Origin of the sequence: Butyricicoccus sp. OF27-2pH9A (assembly GCF_027693185.1) — a bacterium.
GTDB lineage: Bacteria > Bacillota > Clostridia > Oscillospirales > Butyricicoccaceae > Agathobaculum > Agathobaculum butyriciproducens.
In genome coordinates this window covers 353,277-378,006 of record NZ_JAQEXK010000001.1, presented here as the reverse complement: position 1 = coordinate 378,006, position 24,730 = coordinate 353,277, and the positions used below count along the sequence as shown (strand labels likewise).

The 24,730-nt window shown below is 55.1% G+C and carries 24 protein-coding genes and 1 riboswitch; of the genes, 15 read left to right on the top strand and 9 right to left on the bottom strand.

Annotation, left to right across the window (positions count from 1 at the left end):
- Nucleotides 1–39: 39 nt before the first annotated feature.
- Genes PG722_RS01720 through PG722_RS01710 form a run of 3 tightly spaced genes read left to right on the top strand, consistent with a single transcriptional unit; the run spans nt 40 to nt 1,283 of the window.
- Nucleotides 40–468, top strand: a complete 429-nt coding sequence (locus PG722_RS01720; RefSeq protein ID WP_117751195.1) for a hypothetical protein — start codon at nt 40–42, stop codon at nt 466–468.
- A gap of 2 nt (nt 469–470) precedes the next feature.
- Nucleotides 471–869: a hypothetical protein gene (locus PG722_RS01715; protein ID WP_158578092.1), complete on the top strand. Its 399-nt coding sequence runs from the start codon at nt 471–473 to the stop codon at nt 867–869.
- Between the two features lie 15 nt (nt 870–884).
- Nucleotides 885–1,283: a hypothetical protein gene (locus tag PG722_RS01710; RefSeq protein WP_270576830.1), complete on the top strand. Its 399-nt coding sequence runs from the start codon at nt 885–887 to the stop codon at nt 1,281–1,283.
- Nucleotides 1,284–1,465: 182 nt separating this feature from the next.
- Here PG722_RS01710 and PG722_RS01705 read toward each other — a convergent pair whose 3' ends face one another.
- Nucleotides 1,466–1,981 (bottom strand): SLOG family protein, encoded by a 516-nt coding sequence (locus PG722_RS01705; protein WP_270576831.1) that lies wholly within the window; start codon nt 1,979–1,981, stop codon nt 1,466–1,468.
- A gap of 136 nt (nt 1,982–2,117) precedes the next feature.
- On the opposite strand from PG722_RS01705, the gene PG722_RS01700 reads away from it, so the two are divergent.
- The 3 genes from PG722_RS01700 (at nt 2,118) to PG722_RS01690 (ending at nt 5,665) form a co-directional block, all read left to right on the top strand.
- On the top strand, nt 2,118–2,966 hold the full coding sequence (locus tag PG722_RS01700) for a YihY/virulence factor BrkB family protein (protein ID WP_119214560.1): 849 nt from the start codon (nt 2,118–2,120) through the stop codon (nt 2,964–2,966).
- A 218-nt stretch (nt 2,967–3,184) separates the two neighbouring features.
- Nucleotides 3,185–3,811 carry a flavodoxin family protein gene (locus PG722_RS01695; protein WP_270579462.1) on the top strand — a complete coding sequence of 209 codons (627 nt, stop codon included), beginning with the start codon at nt 3,185–3,187 and terminating at the stop codon, nt 3,809–3,811.
- A 486-nt stretch (nt 3,812–4,297) separates the two neighbouring features.
- Entirely contained in the window at nt 4,298–5,665 is a 1,368-nt protein-coding gene (locus tag PG722_RS01690) for a citrate/2-methylcitrate synthase (protein ID WP_270579461.1), read from the top strand.
- A gap of 70 nt (nt 5,666–5,735) precedes the next feature.
- Here PG722_RS01690 and PG722_RS01685 read toward each other — a convergent pair whose 3' ends face one another.
- On the bottom strand, nt 5,736–6,665 hold the full coding sequence (locus PG722_RS01685) for a sugar phosphate isomerase/epimerase family protein (protein ID WP_118360286.1): 930 nt from the start codon (nt 6,663–6,665) through the stop codon (nt 5,736–5,738).
- Between the two features lie 416 nt (nt 6,666–7,081).
- Between PG722_RS01685 and PG722_RS01680 the strand changes: the two genes are divergently transcribed.
- The 3 genes from PG722_RS01680 (at nt 7,082) to PG722_RS01670 (ending at nt 10,806) form a co-directional block, all read left to right on the top strand.
- Nucleotides 7,082–8,095 carry a sugar ABC transporter substrate-binding protein gene (locus PG722_RS01680; RefSeq protein ID WP_118360287.1) on the top strand — a complete coding sequence of 338 codons (1,014 nt, stop codon included), beginning with the start codon at nt 7,082–7,084 and terminating at the stop codon, nt 8,093–8,095.
- A gap of 229 nt (nt 8,096–8,324) precedes the next feature.
- Complete coding sequence (locus PG722_RS01675) at nt 8,325–9,830, top strand: sugar ABC transporter ATP-binding protein (protein WP_118360288.1); 1,506 nt, start codon at nt 8,325–8,327, stop codon at nt 9,828–9,830.
- On the top strand, nt 9,823–10,806 hold the full coding sequence (locus PG722_RS01670; RefSeq protein ID WP_118479114.1) for an ABC transporter permease: 984 nt from the start codon (nt 9,823–9,825) through the stop codon (nt 10,804–10,806). Before PG722_RS01675 ends, PG722_RS01670 begins: the two co-directional genes overlap by 8 nt.
- A 334-nt stretch (nt 10,807–11,140) precedes the next feature.
- On the opposite strand, the gene PG722_RS01665 is transcribed toward PG722_RS01670, so the two are convergent.
- Complete coding sequence (locus PG722_RS01665) at nt 11,141–12,157, bottom strand: LacI family DNA-binding transcriptional regulator (protein WP_270579459.1); 1,017 nt, start codon at nt 12,155–12,157, stop codon at nt 11,141–11,143.
- Between the two features lie 299 nt (nt 12,158–12,456).
- Here PG722_RS01665 and PG722_RS01660 point away from each other — a divergent pair, with 299 nt between their 5' ends.
- On the top strand, nt 12,457–13,464 hold the full coding sequence (locus PG722_RS01660) for a Gfo/Idh/MocA family protein (RefSeq protein ID WP_270579458.1): 1,008 nt from the start codon (nt 12,457–12,459) through the stop codon (nt 13,462–13,464).
- Between the two features lie 56 nt (nt 13,465–13,520).
- On the opposite strand, the gene PG722_RS01655 is transcribed toward PG722_RS01660, so the two are convergent.
- Both PG722_RS01655 and PG722_RS01650 read right to left on the bottom strand, forming a co-directional pair.
- Complete coding sequence (locus PG722_RS01655; protein ID WP_270579457.1) at nt 13,521–14,108, bottom strand: hypothetical protein; 588 nt, start codon at nt 14,106–14,108, stop codon at nt 13,521–13,523.
- Nucleotides 14,109–14,206: 98 nt separating this feature from the next.
- A complete protein-coding gene (locus PG722_RS01650; RefSeq protein ID WP_110436285.1) occupies nt 14,207–15,226 on the bottom strand; it encodes a Gfo/Idh/MocA family protein in 1,020 nt (339 codons plus the stop codon).
- 305 nt (nt 15,227–15,531) lie between these two features.
- On the opposite strand from PG722_RS01650, the gene hrcA reads away from it, so the two are divergent.
- The 5 genes from hrcA to PG722_RS14135 all read left to right on the top strand — a co-directional run bounded on the left by hrcA (nt 15,532) and on the right by PG722_RS14135 (nt 20,608).
- Entirely contained in the window at nt 15,532–16,578 is a 1,047-nt protein-coding gene (gene hrcA, locus PG722_RS01645; protein WP_158557228.1) for a heat-inducible transcriptional repressor HrcA, read from the top strand.
- A gap of 28 nt (nt 16,579–16,606) precedes the next feature.
- The gene (gene grpE, locus PG722_RS01640) at nt 16,607–17,134 is read left to right on the top strand and encodes a nucleotide exchange factor GrpE (protein WP_270579456.1); all 528 of its coding nucleotides are present in this window, start codon (nt 16,607–16,609) and stop codon (nt 17,132–17,134) included.
- A 56-nt stretch (nt 17,135–17,190) separates the two neighbouring features.
- Entirely contained in the window at nt 17,191–19,038 is a 1,848-nt protein-coding gene (dnaK, locus tag PG722_RS01635; protein WP_118286297.1) for a molecular chaperone DnaK, read from the top strand.
- Between the two features lie 127 nt (nt 19,039–19,165).
- A complete protein-coding gene (dnaJ, locus tag PG722_RS01630) occupies nt 19,166–20,317 on the top strand; it encodes a molecular chaperone DnaJ (protein WP_118286298.1) in 1,152 nt (383 codons plus the stop codon).
- Nucleotides 20,318–20,449: 132 nt separating this feature from the next.
- Entirely contained in the window at nt 20,450–20,608 is a 159-nt protein-coding gene (locus PG722_RS14135; protein ID WP_442867813.1) for a hypothetical protein, read from the top strand.
- Between the two features lie 221 nt (nt 20,609–20,829).
- Here the strand turns inward: PG722_RS14135 and ribH are convergent, their stop codons facing one another.
- The 4 genes from ribH to ribD form a co-directional block, all read right to left on the bottom strand.
- The gene (ribH, locus tag PG722_RS01620) at nt 20,830–21,291 is read right to left on the bottom strand and encodes a 6,7-dimethyl-8-ribityllumazine synthase (RefSeq protein ID WP_117750905.1); all 462 of its coding nucleotides are present in this window, start codon (nt 21,289–21,291) and stop codon (nt 20,830–20,832) included.
- An 80-nt stretch (nt 21,292–21,371) separates the two neighbouring features.
- A complete protein-coding gene (locus PG722_RS01615; RefSeq protein WP_119189951.1) occupies nt 21,372–22,580 on the bottom strand; it encodes a bifunctional 3,4-dihydroxy-2-butanone-4-phosphate synthase/GTP cyclohydrolase II in 1,209 nt (402 codons plus the stop codon).
- A gap of 15 nt (nt 22,581–22,595) precedes the next feature.
- Nucleotides 22,596–23,231: a riboflavin synthase gene (locus PG722_RS01610; protein WP_270579455.1), complete on the bottom strand. Its 636-nt coding sequence runs from the start codon at nt 23,229–23,231 to the stop codon at nt 22,596–22,598.
- On the bottom strand, nt 23,231–24,316 hold the full coding sequence (gene ribD / locus PG722_RS01605; protein WP_270579454.1) for a bifunctional diaminohydroxyphosphoribosylaminopyrimidine deaminase/5-amino-6-(5-phosphoribosylamino)uracil reductase RibD: 1,086 nt from the start codon (nt 24,314–24,316) through the stop codon (nt 23,231–23,233). Before ribD ends, PG722_RS01610 begins: the two co-directional genes overlap by 1 nt.
- A gap of 172 nt (nt 24,317–24,488) precedes the next feature.
- Nucleotides 24,489–24,615: riboswitch (FMN riboswitch) on the bottom strand.
- Nucleotides 24,616–24,730: the final 115 nt, after the last annotated feature.

Here is a 24,730-nt window from a genome sequence, read left to right as displayed (position 1 = left end):
GTCGGCGGATTTTGCTTTTTCAGTGGGGAGGGAAAGCGTATGAAACGGAAGATTATAGCTGTTATTGCAGGTATTCTGATTTTTGGATGGGCATATTGGCTTGTGCCGTATTCGCCGATACCGGATACGGTGAATATCACGGAAATGCGGGTGTATCAGCTTGACAGGGGAGAATACGCTGATGATTTCACCGAGCGGGTTGATACAGATACCGTACGCGAACTGCTTACGCATATTCGGGCACGCCGTATACCGAGTCTGCGGCTTGAGGGGATACAGGAAGGCAGTTTTGTCGTTGAGGTGAAATACTGGGATAAAACTATGTGTATCAATCTCGGCGAACCGGGTGGACCGGATTATGTGTATGACGGTATATTGCGTCCTACGCTGTGGATGCACAAGGTGTCCGGCGGTGAGGAATTGCTCACGTTGCTGGCGGACAGCTATTACAACAAAGGGGAGGGATAGCGATGAAACGAAGGATAGTATTTGCATTGATAAGTGTGCTGATTTGTGTGGGAGCAGCGGTTTGGCTTGTACCGTACACGCCAATGCCGGATACAGCAGAGATTGTGGACGTGCTGGTACTCCATGTTCATGCGGGAGATACGGCTGAGGACATCACCGGGCAGGTCGATACGAACGCCGTATGCGAACTGCTGCCGCAAATCAGAGCGCGCCGTCTGCCGAGTTATCATCGTGGCATCAGCGAAGACTGCTATCAGATTCAGGTGGTATACGGCGGTAAAACCGTATGTTTTAGCCTCGGTGAACCGAGCTATGCGTATGAGGTCACAGAAAGTATGTCACCGTGGGTACATAAGCTGTCCGGCGGCGAGAAACTCCTCGCGCTGCTTGATGAACAATAAAAGGGAGGGATCGGCATGAAAAAACGAATCGCATTTGTATTGGCGGGCGTGCTGGTTTGCGTCGGAGCGGTGATTTGGCTTATTCCGTATGCACCTATGCCGGATATGGACGGCTTCTGGAACGTGCGTATCTGGCGCGTCAATGGCGCGGATATGACCGAACTGACCGAGCAGGTCAATCAAACGGCTCTGCGCGAAGCGCTGACACAGGTGCAGGCCAAACGTGTTCCGCGTTCGCAGCATAGCTTCTCGATGGATAAGGTCAGTTACGAAATCATTGCGGTGTATAACGATACGCCGACCTTCCTTGACATTGGTGAACTGAATTTTGTGTACAACGGCAACGGCTGGGTACATGATTTGAAAAACGGCAGTGAGATTCTCAATCAGCTGGATGAAATCTGTAATAATTGAGAATTGGAAATGGAGAATTGAGAATTAACGTAACGGTATAATGTTTTGTGCGTCTGCAGATGGTTTAACGTGCATGGCATTACGGCATACCGTCACGCTAATTTTCCGTCCTCAATTCGCTATTTTTAATTATGTAATCGCTGACAGAAAACAAAAAGGACTGACCCATCGGTCAGTCCTTTTCACAGCAGCGACATCTGTCCGTCCGCGAGATTTACAATTTTCAGTCCGCTCTGCTCAGCCATATGCACGGTCTGTGCGGTACCGCCCGACCGTCCATCATAGTAACAGATGAGCCTTGACGATGCATCCACCATGAACCGGTTGCGTGCGGCAAAGCACCCGGCGTGATAGCTCCGCGAGAGCGCATACACCTTATCTGCGGCGAGCAGACAGCGGTTGAACCGGCGTTTCCACTCGAGCGGAAACCGATCGGCCTGTCCGTCGAACGGTACGGCGCACAACAGCTGCACCGGGAGCGCCACACGCGCGCGCAGGACGGCCTCAGCGGCCCACAGGTCAAAGCCGGTGGACATGCCGGAGAGAAAACGTGTACAGCCGTCAGCGGCGGCCTCCGCGACCGCAGCATCGAGTGCGGTAAACAACTCGAGCGCAGCGGGACAGTCCTCGTTCCGAAACGGCATTTTTTCAATTCGGTAGCCGGAAAAACAGCAGGTCACCGGACGCAGATCCGCCATGACACACCCTCCAATCAGAACAAATGTTCTATTTTTATCAGTATACAATAGATGAAGCCAAAACGCAAGTTGTAAATTTGATAAAAAGCTGATATGATAAGTACAGCAAAATCTACCGACACAGGGGAGGGACGCAATGAACGGTCAAAACCGATGGCTATATCTGATCAAGCGCATGGTTTACCGCTTTTTTGATGACGGCATTCCGCAGTCTGCGGCAGAGCTTTCGTATTTTCTGCTGTTTTCCATGTTCCCGCTGCTGATGTTTGTCAACTCCATGCTCGCACAGCTTGACCTGTCAATCGAGGGGATGCAGCCGGTGCTGGAAATGCTGCCGAAAAGCCTGCAACAGCTCATAGGCGGCTATATTCAGCAGTTGACCAGCACGCCGTCGTTCAGTCCGATGATCGTCGGTCTGGGTCTGACGCTGTATTTCCTGTCCCGTGCGGTGCGCTCAATGATGCGCACGGTCAACGATATTTACCACGTTGAAATCTCGCGCGGCATGGTCAAGGACGTGCTCATTTCGTTCGGTATTACGGCGGGCTTTCTTGTTTCGGTTGTGTGCAGCTTTGTGCTTGTCGTCGCCGGACGAACCATCATCCGCGTTGTACCGAAATATCTGCCGGTGCCGCCGGCTGTGATGGACGGACTGCATGATGCCAGCTTCTGGGTGATGATCGCGTTTATTTTCGTGTTTCTCATGCTGTTCAACAAGGTTGTGCCCAATCTGCACCTTAGGTTCCGCGAGGTGTGGCCGGGTGCACTGTTTTCACTGGTAGCATGGATTCTGGTCTCGCTTGGATTTTCGTTCTATGTGGACAATATGGCGCGGTATTCCGTGCTGTACGGCTCTCTGGCGGCGATTATCGTACTGATGCTGTGGCTGTATATCGTCAGCATGATCCTGCTGATGGGTCCGCAGCTGAATCATACGCTGGTGGTCATGCGCCTGTATCGATTGGAAAATCAGAAGCATTTGTAAATGCGGCAACACCACACAATTAAAGCTGCGGCGCTTTACGGAAATTTTGCGCTCTGACGTCGTTGTGACTTCACGGTAATGCACAAAGCATTACCGCAAAACCACGCCTATTCAGAACACAAAATTTACTCGTAAATCGCTCTTGTTCAATTATGTGGTATTGCCTTAAAACGGTGCGGACGCGCACTGAAAATAGAGAAAACACGGAGGAAAAGGATATGAAAGTTGTAGCAATCAACGGCTCGCCGCGCAAGGGCGGCAACTGTGCGCAGATGCTCGAGGTGCTCGGCAAGGTGCTCGAGCAGGAGGGCATCGAGTTTGAGGTATGTCAGCCGGGGGCGAAGGTGCATCCGTGCATGGCGTGCTATCACTGCCTGGACAACGGCACGCTGCGCTGCGTGCAGGACGACGACGGTGTAAATGAAATCATCGCCAAGTGCATTGAGGCGGACGGCATTGTGCTCGCGTCTCCGGTGTACCACGGCGGCATTGCGGGCGGTATGAAGTGTGTGCTCGACCGTCTGATTCTGGCGGCAGGCTGCGGCGATAATCAGCTGAAGCACAAGGTCGGTGCGGCGCTGTGTACGCTGCGCCGTTCGGGCGGCATGGAGACCTACCAGCAGCTGCTCGGCACGATCAACACCATGGAGATGGTGCTTGTCACCTCGGACTACTGGAACGCCGTACACGGCGCAGACAAGGGCGAGGCTGTGCAGGATATCGAGGGCGTTGAAGTCATCGAAAAGCTGGGCCGCAATATCGCATGGATGCTCAAGGTGATCGACAAGGCCGGAATCGAGCCGCCGGAAAGCCATCCGCGCACGATGATGAACTTTATCCGCTGATCCGTATGGTTATCCGCTAAACAAAAATTGCAGAGTCCCAAAAGGCACAATGAGAAACTCATTGTGCCTGAGGCTGTCGAAAAACTTCGTTTTCCGAACAGCCTCTCGCTCGAAACCACGCTTTCGAGCGAATCTCGAAGAAAAACCGCGTCCTACGGACACATTTTTTCTTCCCTTGTATAAATTCCGAGATACATGCTCCCGGAATTTATGAATTTGCAAAGCAAATTCGATTGAATGCGTGCTGCCGCACGAAGCATAAAAATCGAATATTGCTTTTTAGACAAGCTGAGGCACAATGAGAAACTCATTGTGCCTTTTTGTGCATAAATTTATCAAATTGGTGGGCATATCCTGTGTAACTGCTGGAATGTGCGAAAAAATTCACGAATTGTTAACGGAACTGTGCAAAAAATGTCATGTAAACGCGAGTGGATTCTGATACAATAAATATATCACACAATGCAGTAAAAGGGAGGAATCATCATGACACCGGAACACGATATTTTACAGGTCACGCCGCGCGTGGAAGCGCTGGCGGCGCTCTGCCGCTCGAACAGCCGCATTGATCCGGCGCTGTACCGCAAGTACGATGTCAAGCGCGGTCTGCGCGACATCAATGGACAGGGCGTACTGGCCGGTCTGACCAACATTTCGGACATTATCTCCCGCAAGGAGAAAGGCGGCGAAATCGTGCCCTGTGAGGGTGAGCTGTACTACCGCGGCATTCGCATTCAGGATCTGGTGCAGGGCTTTATCCGCGACGGCCGCAAGGGGTATGAGGAGGTTGCCTATCTGCTGCTGTTCGGTGAGCTGCCGGATGCCAAGAGCCTGGGCGATTTCAAGGCTCTGCTGGCACAGGGACGCACGCTGCCGACCAATTTCACGCGCGATGTTATCATGAAGGCGCCGACGCATGATATGATGAACAGCCTGTCGCGCAGTGTGCTCACGCTGGCATCCTACGACAGCAACGCGGATGATATCAGCCTGCCGAACGTGCTGCGGCAGTGCCTGATGCTGATTTCGGTCTTTCCGATGCTGGCTGTGTATTCCTATCACGCATACAATCACTACGAGTGCGGCGGCAGTATGTACATTCACTACCCGTCGGACAGTCTGTCTACTGCGTCCAACTTCCTGCGCATGCTGCGCCCGGATATGCAGTACACGCCGCTCGAGGCCAGCGTGCTCGATCTGGCGCTTGTGCTGCACATGGAGCACGGCGGCGGCAACAACTCGTCGTTCACAACACACGTTGTCACGTCCTCCGGCACGGATACCTATTCGGCTATTTCTGCGGCGCTCGGTTCACTGAAAGGCCCGAAGCACGGCGGAGCGAACTACAAGGTCGTGCAGATGTTCGAGGATATGAAGAAAAACGTGTCGGACACCACGGATGAGCAGGCAGTCGCGGACTATCTTGTCAAGCTGCTGCGCCGTGAGGCATTTGACCAGAAGGGACTCATCTACGGCATGGGCCACGCTGTGTACTCGATCTCGGACCCGCGTGCGCAGGTATTCAAATCCTTCGTCGGTCAGCTGGCGCACGAGAAGGGCAGAGATGCGGATTTCGCGCTGTACACCATGGTCGAGGAGGTGGCGCCTCGGGTTATCGCGCAGGAACGCCACATCTATAAGGGTGTGTCCGCAAATGTTGATTTTTACTCAGGTTTTGTGTATTCCATGCTGGGTTTGCCGCCGGAATTGTACACGCCGGTGTTCGCGATGGCGCGTATCGTCGGCTGGAGCGCCCACCGCTTGGAAGAGCTGATCAACACGGATAAGATCATCCGTCCGGCGTACCGCTGCGTGCAGCCTACGGAGCCTTATATTTCTCTTAAGGAACGCTAAGACTTAATATAATAAAGAAAGCAGGTGCTGTAAGCGTAAATTACAGCACCTGTTATTATAGATATAAGATTTAATTAATATTGAGCGCTTCGCGCAGCACCTGCAGACTGGCGAGATGGCCGTCGAGCATGGAGAGTGTCAAATCTTCCATTTCAAGGGAAATCTCCTCGTTGTAGCCCGACATGCGGACAACCGAGAAAAACTCCTTCCACCACTTGGCATCGTGTCCCGCGCCGACGGCAACATAGTTCCACGAGCGGCGGGCAAATGCGTCGATCGGCTTGGTATCCAGCATGCCGTTCGGCTGCCAGTAGCGGCGCTCCGGCCGCGAATCCTTGCCGTGAATATGGTAAATCGCGCCGTGCTCACCGAGCACGCGGGCCGCTTCGATCGGATCGCCACCCATCCAGAACAGGTGGGACGGATCGAGGTTCATGCCGATCATCGGACCGACAGCCTCACGCAGACGGAGCAGCGTTTCCGGGTTGTAAACCAGCTGCATACCGTGGTTTTCGAGCGCAATTCGCTCGATTCCGCAATCCTCCGCCAGCTTAACAAGGTTTTTCCATGCGGGAATCGCAACCTGATTCCACTGGTAATCCAGAATGTCCTGCGTCTCGGGCGGCCACGAGGTCGTGATCCACACCGGCGTTTTATCGCCCTCGCAGCCGACCGGCAGACCGCTCATCATAACGATCTTCTTTACTCCGAGCTGATGCGCCAGCTCGAAGGTTTTCTTGGTTACATCCATGTCCTTTTCATACGCGAGCGGGTTGCCCGAGCAGTTGAGCGCGCACAGCTCCAGCCCCTTTTTACGCATGGCGTCATACCATTTTTCGCGGGCGGTCTTGTCGCTTACCAGAAGGTCGAGGTCACAGTGCGGCGCACCCGACCAGTTGCCGGTGCCGATTTCAATAGCGGCAATTTTCTGCTCCACGCAGAAGTCGAGCATCTGCTCATAGGGCATATCCAGCGTGCAGGTTTTGATAGCAAGCTTCATTTTCACATTCCTTCTCTCTTGTATGGTGCGGTGACTTTTTATTCGGTGTACTGTAATTTTACCACATTGTAACCTTTTCGTGCAAGACATCTATCCAAAATATGCCCAAATCCGCCTGCATTTTACCGTGAATTTATGGGAAAATTGCCGTAAAAACTGCAAAAATGCACAATGCACATAACGGGTTTTTCGAACGGCAAAGCGGAAAGCTGTTAATCTGCACAAGGAAGATGGTGTCGAACTAACCACTTCCAACAAAAATGACAAGAAAGGCTTGTCAAACCAGTAAGATTGCATTAAAATATTACCAGAACGTTGGAGCGTTCCTAAGTCCCGCACAAGGCGGGGACCGACAGGCGGAACGGCAGGGCAGAGAAACCCGCCCGCTCCGCACGAAAAAGGAGAGAGGTTTTATCATGAAGAAGAGATTACTTGCTATGCTGATGACCGGTGCTATGGTTGCAAGCCTTGCAGCTTGCGGCGGCGGTTCTTCCACCCCGTCTACGGACGACAAGACCGGCGGCGATAAGGCGCAGAGCGGTTCCGGCTGCTCTGTTGACGTTATCCTGAAGACGACTGCTTCCGAGTACTGGAGCTACGTTAAGGCTGGCGCTGAGGCTTACTCCAAGGACAACCCGGACGTAAAGGTTGAGGTTAAGGGCGCTACCTCCGAGACCGCTTACGACGAGCAGCAGAATATGATCGAGACCGACCTGAACTCCGGCGCATACGATGCATTCGTTATCGCTCCGCTGCAGGCTGACCTCGTTAAGACCCTGATCGCTGGCCAGACCGCACCGATCGTTGCTGTTGATACCAACATCGACGCACCTGAGGTTCTGTCCTTCGTAGGCACCGGCAACGAGGATGCTGCTGCAATGGGCGGCAAGGCTGCTGTTGAGGCTGCTAAGGCTGCTGGCTGGGATAAGGTTCAGGCAATCGCAATTTCCGGTGTACAGGGCGACGGCACTGCTACCGCTCGTCTGACCGGTTATGAGAAGGGCGTTACCGAGGCTGGTGGCGAGTTCCTGAAGGACGAGATCCAGTACGCTGACGCTGTTGCTGATAAGGCTGCTACCTCGATGGAAGCAATCATGCAGAACCATCCGAAAGGCGTCGCTATCATCGTCTGCAACAACGACGATATGGCTATGGCTGCTGCTCGTGCTGCAAAGGGCAACGCTGCTTACGAGAAGACCATCTTCGTTGGTTTCGACGGCATCCAGTCCGCTTGCAACGCTATCCTGTCTGGCGAGGAGACCATGTCCGTTGCTCAGGAAGCATACGACATGGGCTACAAGGCAGTTGAGGCTGCTGTAAAGGCTGTTAACGGTGAGAAGCTGGAGAAGTTCATCGACTCCGGTTGCTCCGTTGTCAACAAGGATAACGCTCAGGAGCGTCTGGATACCCTGAAGGGCTACATCGGCTAAGCAATCCATCCCACACGCTTGTGGTTTTCCATTAGTTCCAGCATTTAAGTGAACGAGAAGAAACCCCTGCTCGATTTTAATCTCTGCAGGGGTTCTCTTTTCAAACATGCTCCCGCGGACAAGAAATGGTAAAGAGCTTGCACTAGGCAGGCTTTTCCTTAGGAAACTGAACCGAGAACAGTTTACTTTGTCCCGCACTTCATCTCGGAGAAGAAAAGGTGATATGCAAATGAGTGAATACGTAGTAGAACTGAAAAACGCGACCAAGCGTTTTCCGGGCGTAGTGGCTCTGAAAAACATGCAGCTTTCCGTCAAGCCGGGCGAGATCCTCGGCCTGATCGGTGAGAACGGCGCAGGTAAATCTACGCTGATCAAGGTGCTGACTGGTGTACATCAGGCAGATGAGGGTCAGATTTTCGTAGACGGCGTCGAGCAGCATTTTAAGGACCCGAACGATTCGGCAGCGGCTGGCATCGCGTGCGTATATCAGGAGCTTAATATTGAGAAGCTGCTGAGCATTACTGACAACATTTTCATCAACAAGTGGATTAAAAAGGGTACTCTGCTGGATTACCCGACCATGCACAAAAAGGCAAAGGAAGTTATGGCTTCGCTCGGTCAGGACGTAGATCCGACCAAGCCGGCAGGTAACTTTGGTATGGGCGTACAGCAGATGATCGAGATCGCAAAGGCGGTTCTGATCAACGCAAAAATGATTATTATGGACGAGCCGACCTCCTCTCTGGGCGAGAAAGAGGTTGAGCAGCTGATGAAGACGTGCCGTGAACTGAAGGCACGCGGCATCGGCATCGTCTTTGTATCCCATAAGCTGGAGGAGCTGTTCGAGCTGTGCGACCGCGTTGAGGTTATCCGTGACGGTGAGTTCATCGCAACCAAGCCGATCGATCAGTGGGATAATGACTCCCTGATCACCGCAATGGTAGGTCGTTCGCTGGACAACCAGTTCCCGAAGGAATTCGGCACCAAGTCCAAGGAGCCGATGCTTGAGGTTGACAGCGTTGTTGAGGCAGGCGTCCTGAACAATGTATCCTTCAAGGCATACGGCGGACAGATTCTGGGCTTTGCAGGTCTGGTCGGCGCTGGCCGTACCGAGATTATGCGCGCGATTTTCGGCGCAGATCCGATCGACAGCGGCAAGATCAAGATCAAGGGCAAGGAAGTATCGATTAAGTCTCCGCGTCAGGCTATCAAGCATGGCATCGCGTTCCTCACCGAGGACCGTAAGGGACAGGGTCTGGTACTGGCTCAGACCATTCGCACCAACCTGATTCTTGCTAACATGAAGGGCTTCTCTTCGGGCTTGTTCCTCAACGAAAAGAAGATTCTCGAGGCAGGCGAGCAGAACATTGCGTCGCTGCGCATCAAGACCCCGTCGATCGACGAGATCGTAGGCCAGCTGTCCGGTGGTAACCAGCAGAAGGTCGTAATCGGCAAGTGGGTCAACACGGATGCAGAGATCTTTATCTTTGACGAACCGACCCGTGGTATCGACGTCGGCGCAAAGGTCGAGGTGTACAATGTAATGAACAGCCTTGTCAAGCAGGGCAAGTGCGTTATCATGGTATCTTCGGAAATGCCTGAGATCCTCGGCATGTCCGATCGCGTAATCGTAATGCGCGGCGGCGAAGTAATGGCCGAAGTAGACCGTGACAGCGAACATTTCAATCAGGAAGACCTTATGAAGGCAGCTTGGGGAGGTAAATTAGATGACTAAATCGAAGAAATCCAGCAGTTTGATGTCTTATGCTGGTACTTTTGGCGCACTGGTAATCCTTTGTGTAGTTCTGGCGATCGCTTCGCCGAACTTCTTTAAGTATTCCAACATGATGTCTGTTCTCAAGCAGACCTCGTTCAATGCACTGGTATCCACCGGTATGCTGCTCTGCCTGATCACCGCCGGCATCGACCTGTCCGTAGGTGCGAACGCAACGTTCGCTGCCTGCCTTGCCGGTATGCTGGTTAACAAGGGCATGAACAACCCGGTTCTGCTGCTGGTTGTTGCCATCGTTGGCGGCACCTTGATCGGTTGGATCAACGGTATGCTTCTTACCCGTCTGCACCTGCCGCATCCGTTCGTATCTACCCTCGGTATGAAGAACGTACTGTGGGGCGGTGCGCTGATCATCACCAACTCTCAGATGGTATCCTTCTCCGGTAACGATGCAGTTATGTGGCTGGGCTCCAAGACCTTTGGCGGCTTCCCGGTATCCTTCATCGTAGTAATCGTTATCTACATCATCATGCACATCCTGCTCACCAAGACCGCTCTGGGCCGTTCCATCTACTGTGTAGGCGGCAACCCGGAAGCAGCTCGTCTGTCCGGTATCAACTCCGCTAACGTGCTGACCTTCTGCTACACCCTGTCCGGTTTCATGGCAGCTCTGGCTGGTATCGTATCCATCGGTCGTTCCGGTATCTGCAACGGCGTTAACGCTATTCAGCCGTACGATACCGACGCAATCGCAGCCTGCATCATCGGCGGCGCATCCTTCATGGGCGGCAAGGGCACCATGGTTGGTACCATGCTCGGCGCGCTGATCATCGCTGTTCTGCGTAACGGCTTCTCCCTGCTGTCCGTTTCTTCGGCAGTACAGAACCTCGTACTCGGCCTGGTTATCATCGGCGCCGTACTGCTCGACGTTACTCGTGAGCGCATGGCTGCTAAGGCTCGCCGTTTGGCTGCTAAGTAATCAGTCCGCGCATATCAAACAAAAAAGAGTCGCTGTAAAGCGGCTCTTTTTTTGCGTGAATTTGGATTGATTTATTCGGCACGAAGTTTGCAGAGAGTGCTGCGCCCTTTCCGGGCGGGGATAGGGAACGGCAGAGAATTTTTTATGCCGTAGGGGAGCACAGTGTGCTCCCCTACGGCATATTCGCAGTATCAGATAAATTACTGCTGCACATACGGTTTCATCTCCGCTGCGAATTTTATCCTCATTGGTATCATCTTTATTGTATATTCATAGGGCGAGGTGCCCTCACCCGCCGTTTATCCGATTTGCACCATGATAATGAAATCTCCCTCTACAGCATTTCCTGCGTGATCAACCGCAGATCGGTATAATACAGCTCACGCTTCGGCTTCACGCCGCGCAGCAGCATTTGATACATCGCCAACACCGCGTGGAACGACTCCTGCGAGAATGACTGACCGATCACGAAATCCACCGTTCCCTCGCGCAGATACCGCTTCGCGGTGGGCGTGAGGTCGTTGCAGACGATATGCGGACGGGTGGTGCGCCGCGCTTTTCGGATGCCCGCGATGCAGCCGGAGAGCGGCTGGCAGGCCATATAGACGGCGTGCAGGCGGCTGTCGGCCTGAAGCGCCTGCGCGACGAGTTCACCGGTGAGTTCAGGCATTTCGTTGGTTTCGATCACGCGGTAGGCATCTTCGGAGAAACCCAGCTCGAGCAGACGGCGGCAAAAGCCGTCCACGCGGCCTTTGTGGGCCTCCATACGCAGGTTGCCGGTGACAATGAGAACGTGCTCGGGCGGCCGGATGAGCCGCGCCATGACACCGGCGGCGATAGCGCCTGCGCGGACAAGATCCTGTCCGGCGTGGCACAGACGGCCGCTGTGCGGCACATCGGCATCATAGGTGATGACGGTCACGCCGTTCTGCACTGCCTGCTCGATGGCGGCGCGGACCTCCGGCGTATTCTCGGCACGGATGATGAGTCCGTCCACGCCGGAACGAATCTGTTCGTCCATCGCGCGGAGCAGCTCCTGCATGGTCATGGTGCGCAGCGGCTGCTCGGTCAGTATAAACGCCGGATCGGCGATATAGCGCAGCGCCTTGCGAATGCCGCTGACGATCTGCCGGTTGAAGTGCCCGTCCGTCCATTGCGGAATGAGAATAGCCGCTTGCCTGCAATCTGCCGATTTCAGCGGCACTGGAGGCTGATAGCCGAGTTTTTCTGCGGCACGGACAACTTTTTCGCGTATCATTGGATTGACGTTGGGGCGTCCGTGCAGCACACGGTCCACCGTGCCGCGCGACACACCGGACAGCTCTGCGATTTTTTGTATGGTAACTGCCATTGACACATTCTCCTTTTCTACTTCAAAGTATAGGGGAGAGCAGCGCTGACGTCAAGTATAACTACGCACAGTGCACAATCAAAAATGCACTGTCATCTGCTTTTGAGCCTTCATTTTGCCATAAATTTGCGGTGCTTTTTTAGGCAGGCTACCAATGTTTTGGTAGGATGGTTGACCGTGACGGCGGGATTGCGGTACAATGTATGTAATGAAGAAAAAAGTGTGAAAAAACGCGGGAATCCGCGAGTATTAACGAGATTTTAAGTGATTATTCTTGCTGTTAAAAGGAGAGGATCAGCATGCTGAATATTGGTGTTATTGGCTGCGGCGCAATTGGCCGCGATCACATTCGACGCCTGACGGACATTGTTCCGGGCTGTCAGGTTGTTGCCTGTGCAGACTATTTTGAAGAAGCTGCGATTAAGATTGCAGCGCAGTATGAAGGCATGAAGGCATACAAGACCGGCGAGGAGCTGATCGCAGCACCGGAGGTGCAGGCGGTCGTTATCACCTCGTCCGACCCGAGCCACGCAGGCTATGTGCTCGAGGCTCTTAAAGCGGGCAAGCAGGTGTTCTGCGAGAAGCCGCTGGCACAGAGTGCCGCCGACTGCGAGAAAATCATCGCGGCCGAGACCGCACACGGCAAGCGTTTGGTACAGGTCGGCTTTATGCGCCACTATGACCGCGGCTACGCCGAGATGAAGCGCATCATTGACTCCGGTGAGCTGGGTGCGCCGCTGATGATTCACGCGTGCCACCGCAACGTGTCTCAGCCGGACGGCTTCCAGACCGAGATGGGCGTTTCCAACGTTGCAATCCATGAGCTGGACATATGCCGCTGGCTGCTCGGCGATGAGTATAAGAGCGGTCAGGTGCTCAAGGTGCGCCAGTCCGCGTGCTCTACCAAGGGTTACGACAACCCGCAGATCGTGCTGCTGGAAACCCAGTCCGGTGCTCGCATTGACGTAGAGGTTCAGGTTGCGGACGCTTACGGTTACGACATCCAGTGTCAGGTCGTCTGCGAGAAGGGCACAGTCAACCTGCCTGATCCGTATGCGGTTGTCAAGCGCTCGAACGCAACCCGTTCGTTCCCGATCCTGACCGACTGGAAGGACCGCTTTATTGAAGCCTATGACATTGAGCTGACCCATTGGGTCAAGACCCTTGCGGAGAAGGGTGAGCCGGATGGCCCGTCCGCATGGGACGGCTATGCTGCCTGCGTCGCAGCAGACACGCTCAACCGTTCCCGCGGCACGAATCAGTTCCTGCCGATCGAGATGATGGATAAACCTGCTCTCTACAAATAATCTCTCATATAAAAGAAAAAGGACCGTTTGGACGGTCCTTTTTCTTTTATATTGGGTTATACGGTCAGCTTTTCCGCTTGATATGCGGCACGGATAAACAGGGCAAGCAGCACAAGGCTGGCAATCTGCGAGAGAAAAATCGGAATGGAAGTTGGCAGCATGCGCAGCAAAATGTTGATAAGGGAAAGATAAAAGCACCAGCGAATACGCTTGGGCGGAAAGTCGTAGCCGCGCTCTGTACAGACATCGTCCAGTCCGGTGTACAGCCAGAACTGCGAGACATAGGATGCGATCACACCGGCAAGTGCGATCAGGCTGAACAGCAGATAAAACGTGCTGGGTGTATACGGCGGCGTGTCGCTCGGAACGAGCGTCATGGCCAGCAGGCCGACAACGGTTGCCGCCACGCTGAGCACAGTGGCTGTGAACGCACGCTGCAGGCGCTCGGACACGCGGCTGAACCGGTAAAACGGATAAAACTGCACGAGGGTGCAGAATATACCGAGAATGCCGGTAACGGTGAGCACTGCACCGTTTGTACCGTTCAAAGTGACGGAGCCGCCGAGTTGTCCAAGCACCAGTGAAACGGCGCTGCACAGCCAGAACATGGAAAGCCAGCGGGCAATGGGAATGTTGTTGTTCATAATCTCTACCTCCTTGCCATTATAATAGCAGAGAAGATGAAAATATGCAAGAAAAAGCAGAGCCTTTCGGCTCTGCTTTTGTGCGATTTTACAATATATTAATACTGTACCTGAACCGGCTTACCGGAGTGGAACGAATCCGTAATCGCGTAGGTAACGAGGGTTGCCTTGGTGCCGTCGTAAACGGTCAGCTCGGGCTTGCGGTCCTTCTGGATGCAGTCGATGAAGTCCACCATTTCGAGCAGGTACGCCTCTGCGAAACGCTGCGGGAAGTTCTCGACGATCTCCTGACGGGCACCGTACTGATCGTAAACCATTACACGGTCCTTCCACGGTACACCGGCTACGCGGATATGCGCTTCGGTGCCGACGATTTCGGTCTCGGTGTGGTAACCGTGCGGCGCAGTACGGCCAACGTGCAGGAAAGCGACCGTGCCATTGTCAAACTTGAGCATTGCCATGCCGGTCTCGGTGTCACCGTTCTCGGCAAACTCGGGGTGCTTAAAGTTGGTGCCTGCGGCGTAAACCTCGGTAACCTCACCGCCGAGGAACCAGCGCATCAGGTCAATGTCGTGCGAAGCCGCGTCGATGAAGATGCCGCCCGAGGTCTTGGAGAACTTGATGCAGCTCTCGACCAGAGCTTCCGGGTCAAGGCCGGTAGCCTTTACCAGATACGGCTTGCCGATGCGGCCTGCGTTGATCTGTGCCTTTGCATCCGCATAGGACGGATCGTAGCGGCGCATAAAGCCAAGGAAGAAGATCTTGTCCGGGTGACGTTCAACAGCAGCCTCAGCGCGCTTGCACTCCTCAAGCGAGCAGCCGAGCGGCTTGTCGGTGAAAACGTGCTTGCCTGCGTCGAGCGCGTACTCGATCATCCAGCAGTGCTCCGGAGAGGAGGAGACGATAACGACAGCTTCGATGTCTGCCTCGTCAACCATTTTCTTGTAGTCCGTGGTGGTGTACTCTACCTTGAGGTAGTCCTTCGCCCAGTCCAGCTCCTTCTGCTCGAGCGAGCAGGCAGCGACCAGCTTGCAGCCGGGAATCTTGAACGCGAGATTCTGCGCGTGTACCGAACCGAGACGGCCCAAACCGACGATGCCAACTTTGATTTCCTTCATGTTTTTTCTCCTTTTTATAGAGCGGATTTTCTCTCTACGGCAATCGAACGATTGCCTGTCTCTCTCTCATACTAATTCTATCACTGCGTGGACGCGAACGCAAGGAAAAACGACCAAATCAGAGCGTTTTTTATACGGTGAAAACTGGCATTTCAGCACTCGGCAGGCGGGTGTGATAAAATTCCGATGATCATTTCATAAATTGTTCACAAACAGCACTTGACTTTGCCCGTATGTGGTGGTAAATTAAGTTTAGCACTCAGGGAGATGGAGTGCTAACAACCGAAAGAAAGGAGTCTGCTTCGGTGGAGCTTTCGGAACGTAAAAAGCAAATACTCAAAGCCATTATCGGCGATTACATCCGCACGGCTGAGCCGGTCGGCTCCAAGGCATTGACCGAGGGACACGAGCTGCCGTTCTCGTCCGCCACCATCCGCAATGAGATGAGTGAGCTGGAGGACATGGGCTATCTCGAAAAGCCGCACACCTCTGCGGGACGAATCCCCTCACCGCAGGGCTATCGACTGTATGTGGATGAACTGATGGAGCGTCCGGCCGACAATGCGGAGGACGGAAACGCACTGCAGAACAGCGTGCTTACCAAGGTACGGGAGCTTGACCACCTCATTCAGGAGGCCGGCAAGCTGCTCACCAGTCTGACGAATTACGCGTCGGTTGCTATCACACCGGCCATGACGCAGATCGCCATCCGGCAGTTTGAGATCATCGCAGTCGATAAGATGAATTTCGTAATCGTAGTAGTTACGGATTCGGGCACGGTCAAGAACAAAATGGTCCGCACGGTGGCTGAGGTCTCCAAGGATGAGGCCGAGCTGCTCACCTATGTGCTCAACCAGACGCTGACCGGACTGCCGCTCTCGAGCATCACCGCCGAGCGATTCGACATTGTGCGCCGCGCCGCGGGATTGACCGCGCTGCTCGCTCCGGTAGCCGAGTACATCGCAGAGCTGATCACCGAGCTGAGCGACCAGAAGGTTTACCTCGACGGTGCCAGCAAGCTGCTGCGTTTTCCGGAGTACCGCGATACGAAAAAGGCGCAGACGCTGCTCGATTACATGGAGGACGACCGCAAGCACCTGCTGCCGGCCACCCGCAAGATCGACGGCATCCAGTTCTTCATCGGACCGGAAAACGGCGAAAACCCGCTGAGTGAAACCTCGGCGATCTACGCAAAATACGATATCGGCAAGATCGGTCAGGGCGCGATCGGCATCGTGGGCCCGACCCGCATGGATTACGCCAAGCTGTCCGCACAGCTCAGCCGCTTCGCAAAAGGGCTGAACAAACTGATCGCCGAGACATTTTTAGATGAAAAAGACGGAAATCACTGATTTCCTGTAAACGGAGGCACAAAACGACATGAGCAAAAAGACAAAGCCGGAGGCGGAAGAGCAGGAGCAGGTAAAGACCGAGGCTCCTACAGAGGAGACCGCCAAGGCTGAAGCAAAGCCCGCGACGGACTGGGAAGCCAAGTATAACGACCTGAACGATCGTTATCTCCGCATGGCGGCGGAATACGATAATTTCCGCAAGCGCAGCCAGCGTGAGCGCGAGCAGGCGTACACCGATGCCGTCAGCCGCGCCGTAACCGCACTGCTGCCGACCTACGATAACCTCGAGCGGGCGCTCAAGGCAGAGACCGCCGACACCGAATATAAAAAGGGTGTCGAGCTGACCATGACGCAGCTGACCGAAAGCCTCAAGGGCATTAACGTCACCGTCATTGACGCTGCTGCAGGCACCGCATTCGATCCGAACTTCCACAACGCGGTTATGCACGTTGAGGATGAAAAACTCGGTGAGAATGTCATCGCAGAAACCTTCCAGCAGGGCTTCCAGATTGGCGATAAGGTTATTCGCCATGCGATGGTGAAGGTTGCAAACTGATTACTAACTACTAATTAAAGTAAACAAAATCCTATCATTTAAGGAGTGTATTTATTATGGGTAAGATCATTGGTATTGACCTTGGTACGACGAACTCTTGTGTATCTGTTATGGAGGGCGGCGAAGCCGTAGTCATCCCTAACGCTGAGGGTGCGCGCACCACTCCGTCTGTTGTTGCATTTTCTAAGGACGGCGAGCGTATGATCGGTCAGGTCGCTAAGCGCCAGGCTGTAACCAACGCAGACCGCACCATTATTTCCATCAAGCGCCACATGGGCACCGACTACCGCGTAAACATCGACGGCAAGCCGTACTCCCCGCAGGAGATTTCCGCTATGATCCTGCAGAAGCTGAAGGCTGACGCAGAAGCATACCTCGGCCAGCCGGTAAATCAGGCGGTTATCACCGTTCCGGCTTACTTCTCCGACTCGCAGCGTCAGGCTACCAAGGATGCTGGCAAGATCGCAGGTCTGGAAGTTCTGCGTATCATCAACGAGCCGACCGCTGCTGCACTGGCTTACGGCGTAGATAAGGAATCCGAGCAGAAGATCATGGTATACGACCTCGGCGGCGGTACGTTCGATGTATCCGTTCTGGACATCGGCGAGGGCGTTCTGGAGGTTCTGTCCACCGCAGGTGATACCCACCTCGGCGGTGATGACTTCGACCAGCGCATCATCGACTGGATGGTTGACGAGTTCAAGAAGTCCAACGGCATTGACCTGTCGAACGACCGTATGGCTATGCAGCGCCTGAAGGAAGCTGCTGAGAAGGCGAAGATCGAGCTGTCCGGCATGAGCCAGACCTCCATCAACCAGCCGTACATCACGGCTGACGCTACCGGTCCGAAGCACCTCGAGCTGACCCTGACCCGTGCAAAGTTCAATGAGCTGACCGCAGACCTCGTTGAGCGCACCATGGGTCCGGTTCGTCAGGCTATGAGCGACGCTGGTCTGTCCGCTTCCGATCTGTCCAAGGTCCTGCTGGTTGGCGGTTCCACCCGTATCCCGGCTGTACAGGAGGCTGTTAAGGGTATCACCGGCAAGGAAGGCTTCAAGGGCATCAACCCGGACGAGTGCGTAGCAATCGGCGCATCCATTCAGGGCGGCGTTCTCGGCGGCGAGGTCAAGGACGTGCTGCTGCTCGACGTAACTCCGCTGTCCCTCGGTATTGAGACCCTCGGCGGCGTATGCACCAAGCTGATCGACCGCAACACCACCATCCCGACCAAGAAGAGCCAGATCTTCTCCACCGCAGCTGACAACCAGCCGTCCGTTGAGATTCACGTTCTGCAGGGCGAGCGCGAGATGGCTGCAGGTAACAAGACCCTCGGCCGTTTCACCCTCGACGGCATCGCTCCGGCACCGCGCGGCATTCCTCAGATCGAGGTTACCTTCGATATCGACGCAAACGGCATCGTAAACGTATCCGCTAAGGACCTCGGCACCGGCAAGGAGCAGAAGATCACTATCACTGCATCCACCAATCTGTCTCAGGACGAGATCGACAAGGCAATGCACGAGGCTGAGCAGTACGCTGAGCAGGATAAGAAGAACAAGGAAGCAGTTGAGGTTCGCAACAACGCTGAGCAGCTGGTATTCCAGTCCGAGAAGGCACTGACCGATCTGGGCGACAAGCTGTCCGCAGATGAGAAGGCAGGCGTTCAGGCTGAGATCGAAAAGGTTAAGGAAGCGCTCAAGGGCACCGATACCGATATGATCAAGGCTGCAACCGAGGGCCTGTCCAAGAAGTTCTCCGATCTGGCCGGCAAGATCTATCAGCAGCAGGCACCGCAGGGCGACCCGAACATGGGCGGCGCTCAGGGTGCAGGCGCACAGGGCGGTCAGCAGGGCGACTTTGTAGACGCTGACTTCACCGAGGTTAAGGACGACGACAATAAGTAATAAGCAAGAGTGAAGATAGAAGAGTGAAGAGTGGAGAGAAAAACTCCTCACTCTTCACTCTCCACACTCCACTCTAATGGAGAGGCGCACTTTGGTGCGCCTATCCCTGTGTATAGGATGATTTTTTATGGCTGATAAAAGAGATTATTATGAAGTGCTCGGCGTACAGAAGGGCGCAAGTGATGATGAGCTGAAAAAGGCATACCGCAAGCTGGCGCGCAAGTACCACCCGGACCTCAACAAGGATAATCCGGAGGCTGCGGATAAGTTCAAGGAAGTGAATGAGGCGTATGAGGTGCTTTCTGACAAGGAGAAGCGCGCCAAGTACGACCAGTTCGGCTTTGCCGGCGTTGACCCGAGCTACGGCGGCGGCGCCGGTGCGGGCGGCTACGGCGGCGGCTTTGACATGGGCGATCTGGGCGACCTGTTCGGTTCGTTCTTCGGCGGCGGCTTTGGCGGCGGACGGTCTTCGCGCCGCAATGCACCGCAGCGCGGCGAATCCATCCGTCAGACGGTGATCCTGTCCTTCGAGGAAGCCGCATTCGGCTGTGAGAAGGAGATCACGGTCGAGCGCATCGAATCCTGTGATGACTGCGGCGGCACAGGTGCCGCAAAGGGCACCACGGCGGAGACCTGTCCGAACTGCCGCGGCACCGGCGTTGTTACGCAGACCCAGCGCACGCCGCTCGGCATGTTCCAGACGCAGGGTGCCTGCCCGAACTGCCGCGGCACCGGCAAGATCATCAAGAAGCCGTGTCCGAAGTGCGGCGGTCAGGGCCGTGTCCGCAAGACCCGCAAGTTCAAGGTCAACATTCCGGCAGGTATCGACGATGGTCAGTCCATCCAGCAGCGCGGTCAGGGCAATGCAGGCGTGAACGGCGGTCCCGCAGGCGATCTGTTCGTAACGGTTGCCATCCGTCCGCATCCGATCTTTACCCGCAACGGCTCGGATGTACATGTCGATATTCCGATTTCGTTCGCACAGGCCGCACTCGGCGATACGCTGCAGGTGCCGACCATCGACGGCCGCATCGAGTACAAGATTCCGGAAGGCACGCAGACCGGCACGACGTTCCGCATGCGCGGCAAGGGCATTCAGAATGTCAACGGCCGCGGTCGCGGCGACCAGTATGTCCGGGTAAACATCGAGGTGCCGAAGAACCTGTCCGAAAAGCAGAAAAAGCTGCTGCGCGAGTTCGAGGAAACGTCCACAGACGAGAATCAGGTAAAGCGCAAGAGCTTCTGGGATAAGGTAAAGGACGCACTCAAGGATAAATAATTAAAGGAACATTGCTTTTTGAACAAATTCGGTAAACTGGAGCTTGTGCGCTGACCGGGAGGTCGGCTGTACAGGAATCCGTAAACCACCTCCCCAAAGGACGAAAATATCGACTTTTCAGGAGGAATTCCCATGAATCGGGAGAATAAACGCAAGCAATATCAAAAGGGTTATTACAAAACGCATGCCTGCGACGACAGCTTCACCTGCAGGGTGTGCGGCCGTCCGGTCGTGCCCGCAGGCGCGGTGTACTGCACTCTAACCGCGCAGCGGCGGATGATAACCCGATGAAGCTGATGTCCATCGCCATGAAGCCGGTGGCGTTCCCACCGTTCCCGTTGGAGCGGATTGAGAAGCTGACCGCGCTCATGGGCGGAGAAAGCTCGGTAGAATAAAGAAAACCACCCGGGATTTTCTCGGGTGGTTTTTCGTCTGCAGGAGGAAAATGGAGAATTGAGGATGGTAAATAAAAATGCTCTCTGAATCATCAGAGAGCATTTTTCTGCACAATTTTAGAGCTGCGGCAGCAGGTTTGCCAGCTCGAGAGCGGCAATCGCTGCATCGGCGCCCTTGTTGCCGGCCTTGGTGCCTGCGCGCTCGATGGCCTGCTCGATGTTCTCGGTGGTAACCACGCCGAAGGTCACCGGCACACCGGTCTGCAGGTTGACCTGTGCAATGCCCTTGGCAGCCTCGTTGCACACGAGGTCGTAGTGGCTGGTCGAGCCGCGGATAACCGCGCCGAGGCATATAACTGCATCATACTTGCCGCTCTGCGCCAGCTTCTGCGCCGCCAGCGGAATCTCAAATGCACCCGGAACCCATACGAGCGTGATGTCATCTGTGTCCACACCGTGACGTACCAGCGTGTCCTCCGCGCCGGAGATCAGCTTGGAAACGATAAATTCGTTGAAACGTGCACCAACGATTGCAAACTTGCCCTTGGTTGCTACTAACTTGCCTTCGAGTACCTTCATCTTAAAATCTTCCTTTCAATATGGTGAACAGATATATTGCAGGGCGAGGTGAGGTCATCCCGCCCTGCGGGATAGATTGATTACAATGTTTCACTAAAGAGGTGTCCCATCTTAATCTTCTTGGTTCTGAGGTAGAATGCGTCGTCCTTCTGCGGTGCAATCTCAATCGGCACGCGCTCGGCGATCTCTACGCCGAAGCCGTCCAGACCGTAAATCTTCTCCGGATTATTGGTCAGCAGGCGCAGCTCCTTTGCGCCGAGGTCCTGCAGAATCTGAGCGCCGATCCAGTATTCACGCAGGTCGGGCGCAAAGCCGAGCTTTACGTTTGCCTCGACGGTATCGAAGCCCTTTTCCTGCAGCTCATACGCCTTCAGCTTGTTGATCAGACCGATGCCGCGGCCTTCCTGGCGCATATAGAGCAGCACGCCGCGGCCCTCCTTGTCGATCTGCTGCATGGCTGCCGCAAGCTGCTGACCGCAGTCGCACCGGCGGGAACCGAACACATCGCCGGTCAGACACTCGGAGTGTACGCGGCAGAGCAGGTTCTTGCCATCGCCGATCTCGCCCTTGACGAGCGCAACATGGTGCTCGCCGGTCAGGTCGTTGACGTAGCCGTAGATGCGGAACTCACCGAAACGGGTGGGCATTTTCGCACAGGCTTCACGGACAACGTGCTTATCATGACGGCGGCAGTAGTCCTGCAGGTCCTTGATGGTGATGATCTTGAGACCCCATTCCTTGGCCTTCTCCATCAGCTCGGGCGTGCGCATCATCGTGCCGTCATCGCGCATGATCTCACAGCACAGACCGCACTGCTCGAGTCCGGCCAGACGGCACAGATCGACAGTCGCCTCGGTGTGGCCGTTGCGGGTCAGCACACCGCCGCGGCGTGCAACAAGCGGGAAAACGTGTCCCGGACGGCGGAGTTCCTCCGGCTTGGTGTGGATATCCGCGCATTTGCGGCAGGTAAAGCCGCGTTCCTCAGCGGAAATGCCGGTCGTGGTGTCCACATGGTCGATGGAAACCGTGAATGCGGTGTGGTGGTTGTCGGTGTTGACCTTTACCATCTGCTCGAGACCGAGACGGAGTGCAACCTGCTCACTCATCGGCGTGCAGATCAGGCCCTTGGCATGGGTCGCCATGAAGTTGACGTTCTCGGTCGTGGCAAACTGTGCCGCGCAGATGAGGTCGCCTTCGTTCTCGCGGTCCGGGTCGTCGATGGTGAGGATGAGGTGTCCGGCGCGAAGCTCTTCGAGCGCTTCTTCAACTGTATTGAACTGATATTCCATAAAAGAAAACCTCCGTTAAAATCCGTGTTGTGCAAGAAAATCCATCGTAATACCGCTGGATTTGTGTGGTGTCAGCATTTTTTCAACGTATTTGCCGATCACATCGCATTCGAGGTTGACCGGCTCGCCCGGCTTTTTGCCGAGCAGAATGGTCTGTGCGCCGGTGTGCGGGATGATGGAGACCGAAAAGTCGGTGTCCGTCACAGCCGCCACGGTAAGGCTGACGCCATCAATGGCGATCGAGCCTTTTTCGACGATGTACCGGAGCAGGGGAGCCGGTGTTTTGATCGTCACCCACACGGCGTTGTCCTCGCGCCGCTGCGAGAGAACCGAGCCGGTGCCGTCGATGTGGCCGGATACGATATGACCGCCGAACCGTCCGTCGGCAGGCATCGCGCGCTCCAGATTGACCGGCGAGCCGCTCTGCAGACTGCCGAGCGCGGAACGCCGCAGGCTCTCCGCCATCACGTCGGCGCTGAAGCTGTCGTCCGTCAGCGCGACCACGGTCAGGCATACGCCGTTCGTGGCAATGCTGTCACCGATTTTGGTATTTTCGAGCACGGTATCCGCCGCAATCGTCAGCCGAGCGCCCCTTGCGCCGCGCTCGATGCGCCGCACCGTACCGATTTCTTCGATAAGTCCAGTAAACATTACAATCTCCCTTCAAGCAGGAAATCTTCGCCCATCGGCGTGCAGGTCACGTCCTTCAGCGGAAGCGCCTGCACCATCTTGTCAAATCCCAGACCTCCGACCGGACTTTTTGCGTCTGCACCGCCGATGATTTTCGGGGCGATGTACGCCTGCACGCGGTGCACCACACCGGCCTGCAGCGCGGAGAACGCAAGTGCCGAGCCGCCTTCAAGCAATATGCCGTCGATGCCGAGTGCGCCGAGCTGGCGCATCAGGTCGGCAAGGTCTACACGCTCGTCTTTCGTTTTGCATTCGAGAATGTGTACACCGTGCCGTTCCAGTTCAGCAGTGCGCTCATTTCGACCGACGGCCGCGATATAGGTCGGGATTTTGTTCGCCGTCTGTACGATTCTGCTGTCGATCGGCGTGCGTGCACGGCTGTCGCAGATTATGCGGATCGGATCGCGCCCGCCGTCAATGCGGCAGGTGAGCAGCGGATCGTCCTCAAGCACGGTGCCGATGCCGACCATGATGGCGGGCAGCCGGTTGCGCGTTTCGTGCACATGACGGCGGGCGGTCTCGCCGGTAACCCAGCGGCTGTCGCCGGTGTGTGCGGCAATTTTGCCGTCCAGCGTCATCGCGTACTTGAGCGTCACAAACGGCGTCTTGTGCGTGATGTAGTGAAAGAAAACTTCATTCACGCGGCGGCATTCGTCCTCGCACACGCCGGTCTCGACTTCAATGCCTGCGTCGCGCAGGATCTGTGCGCCTTTGCCGGCTACCAGCGGGTTCGGGTCGAGGCAGCCGACGAACACGCGGCCGATCTTGTGCTCGATGACTGCGTCTGTGCACGGCGGCGTGCGTCCCCAGTGGCAGCACGGCTCGAGCGTGACGTACAGGTCTGCGCCTGTGCAGTCCTCGGTGCAGTGCGCGAACGCGTTGCGCTCGGCATGCAGGCCACCGATGTGCTCGTGCCAGCCTTCACCGATGATTTTTCCGTCCTTGACGATGACGCAGCCGACCATCGGATTCGGATTGACGTGACCGGCTCCGCGCTGGGCCAGCGCCAACGCCTGACGCATATATTCCTGTTTTTGCTCCTGCATAGAATCACCTGATATAATAATTCTGTAGAAAATTTCACGATAGTTTGGCGACAGCCAAAAAAAACGTCCCAAAGACAGAATCTTCGGGACGCTGAAAAAAGCATTGTGAAAATAAAAAGTCTGAAACACCGAATCGGCATTTCAGAACAGCAAACAACGGAAAATCTTTCCGCGCATTCTTCTTTTATCCAGACTATACTGTCGGCCTCGGAATTTCACCGAATCATGCTTCCGCCGAATGGCATCCGCTCGCGGGCTGTACCGCCGGTAGGGAATTGCACCCTGCCCTGAAGAATCAAATATTTGGTTTTGCGGGGCAGAGCCTTTATTGTTCCGCCTGAGGAAAGTATAGTCCCAAGCGGGGAAAAATGCAAGAGTTTTTTGAAAAAATAATTTTACAGAATATGTGAATGC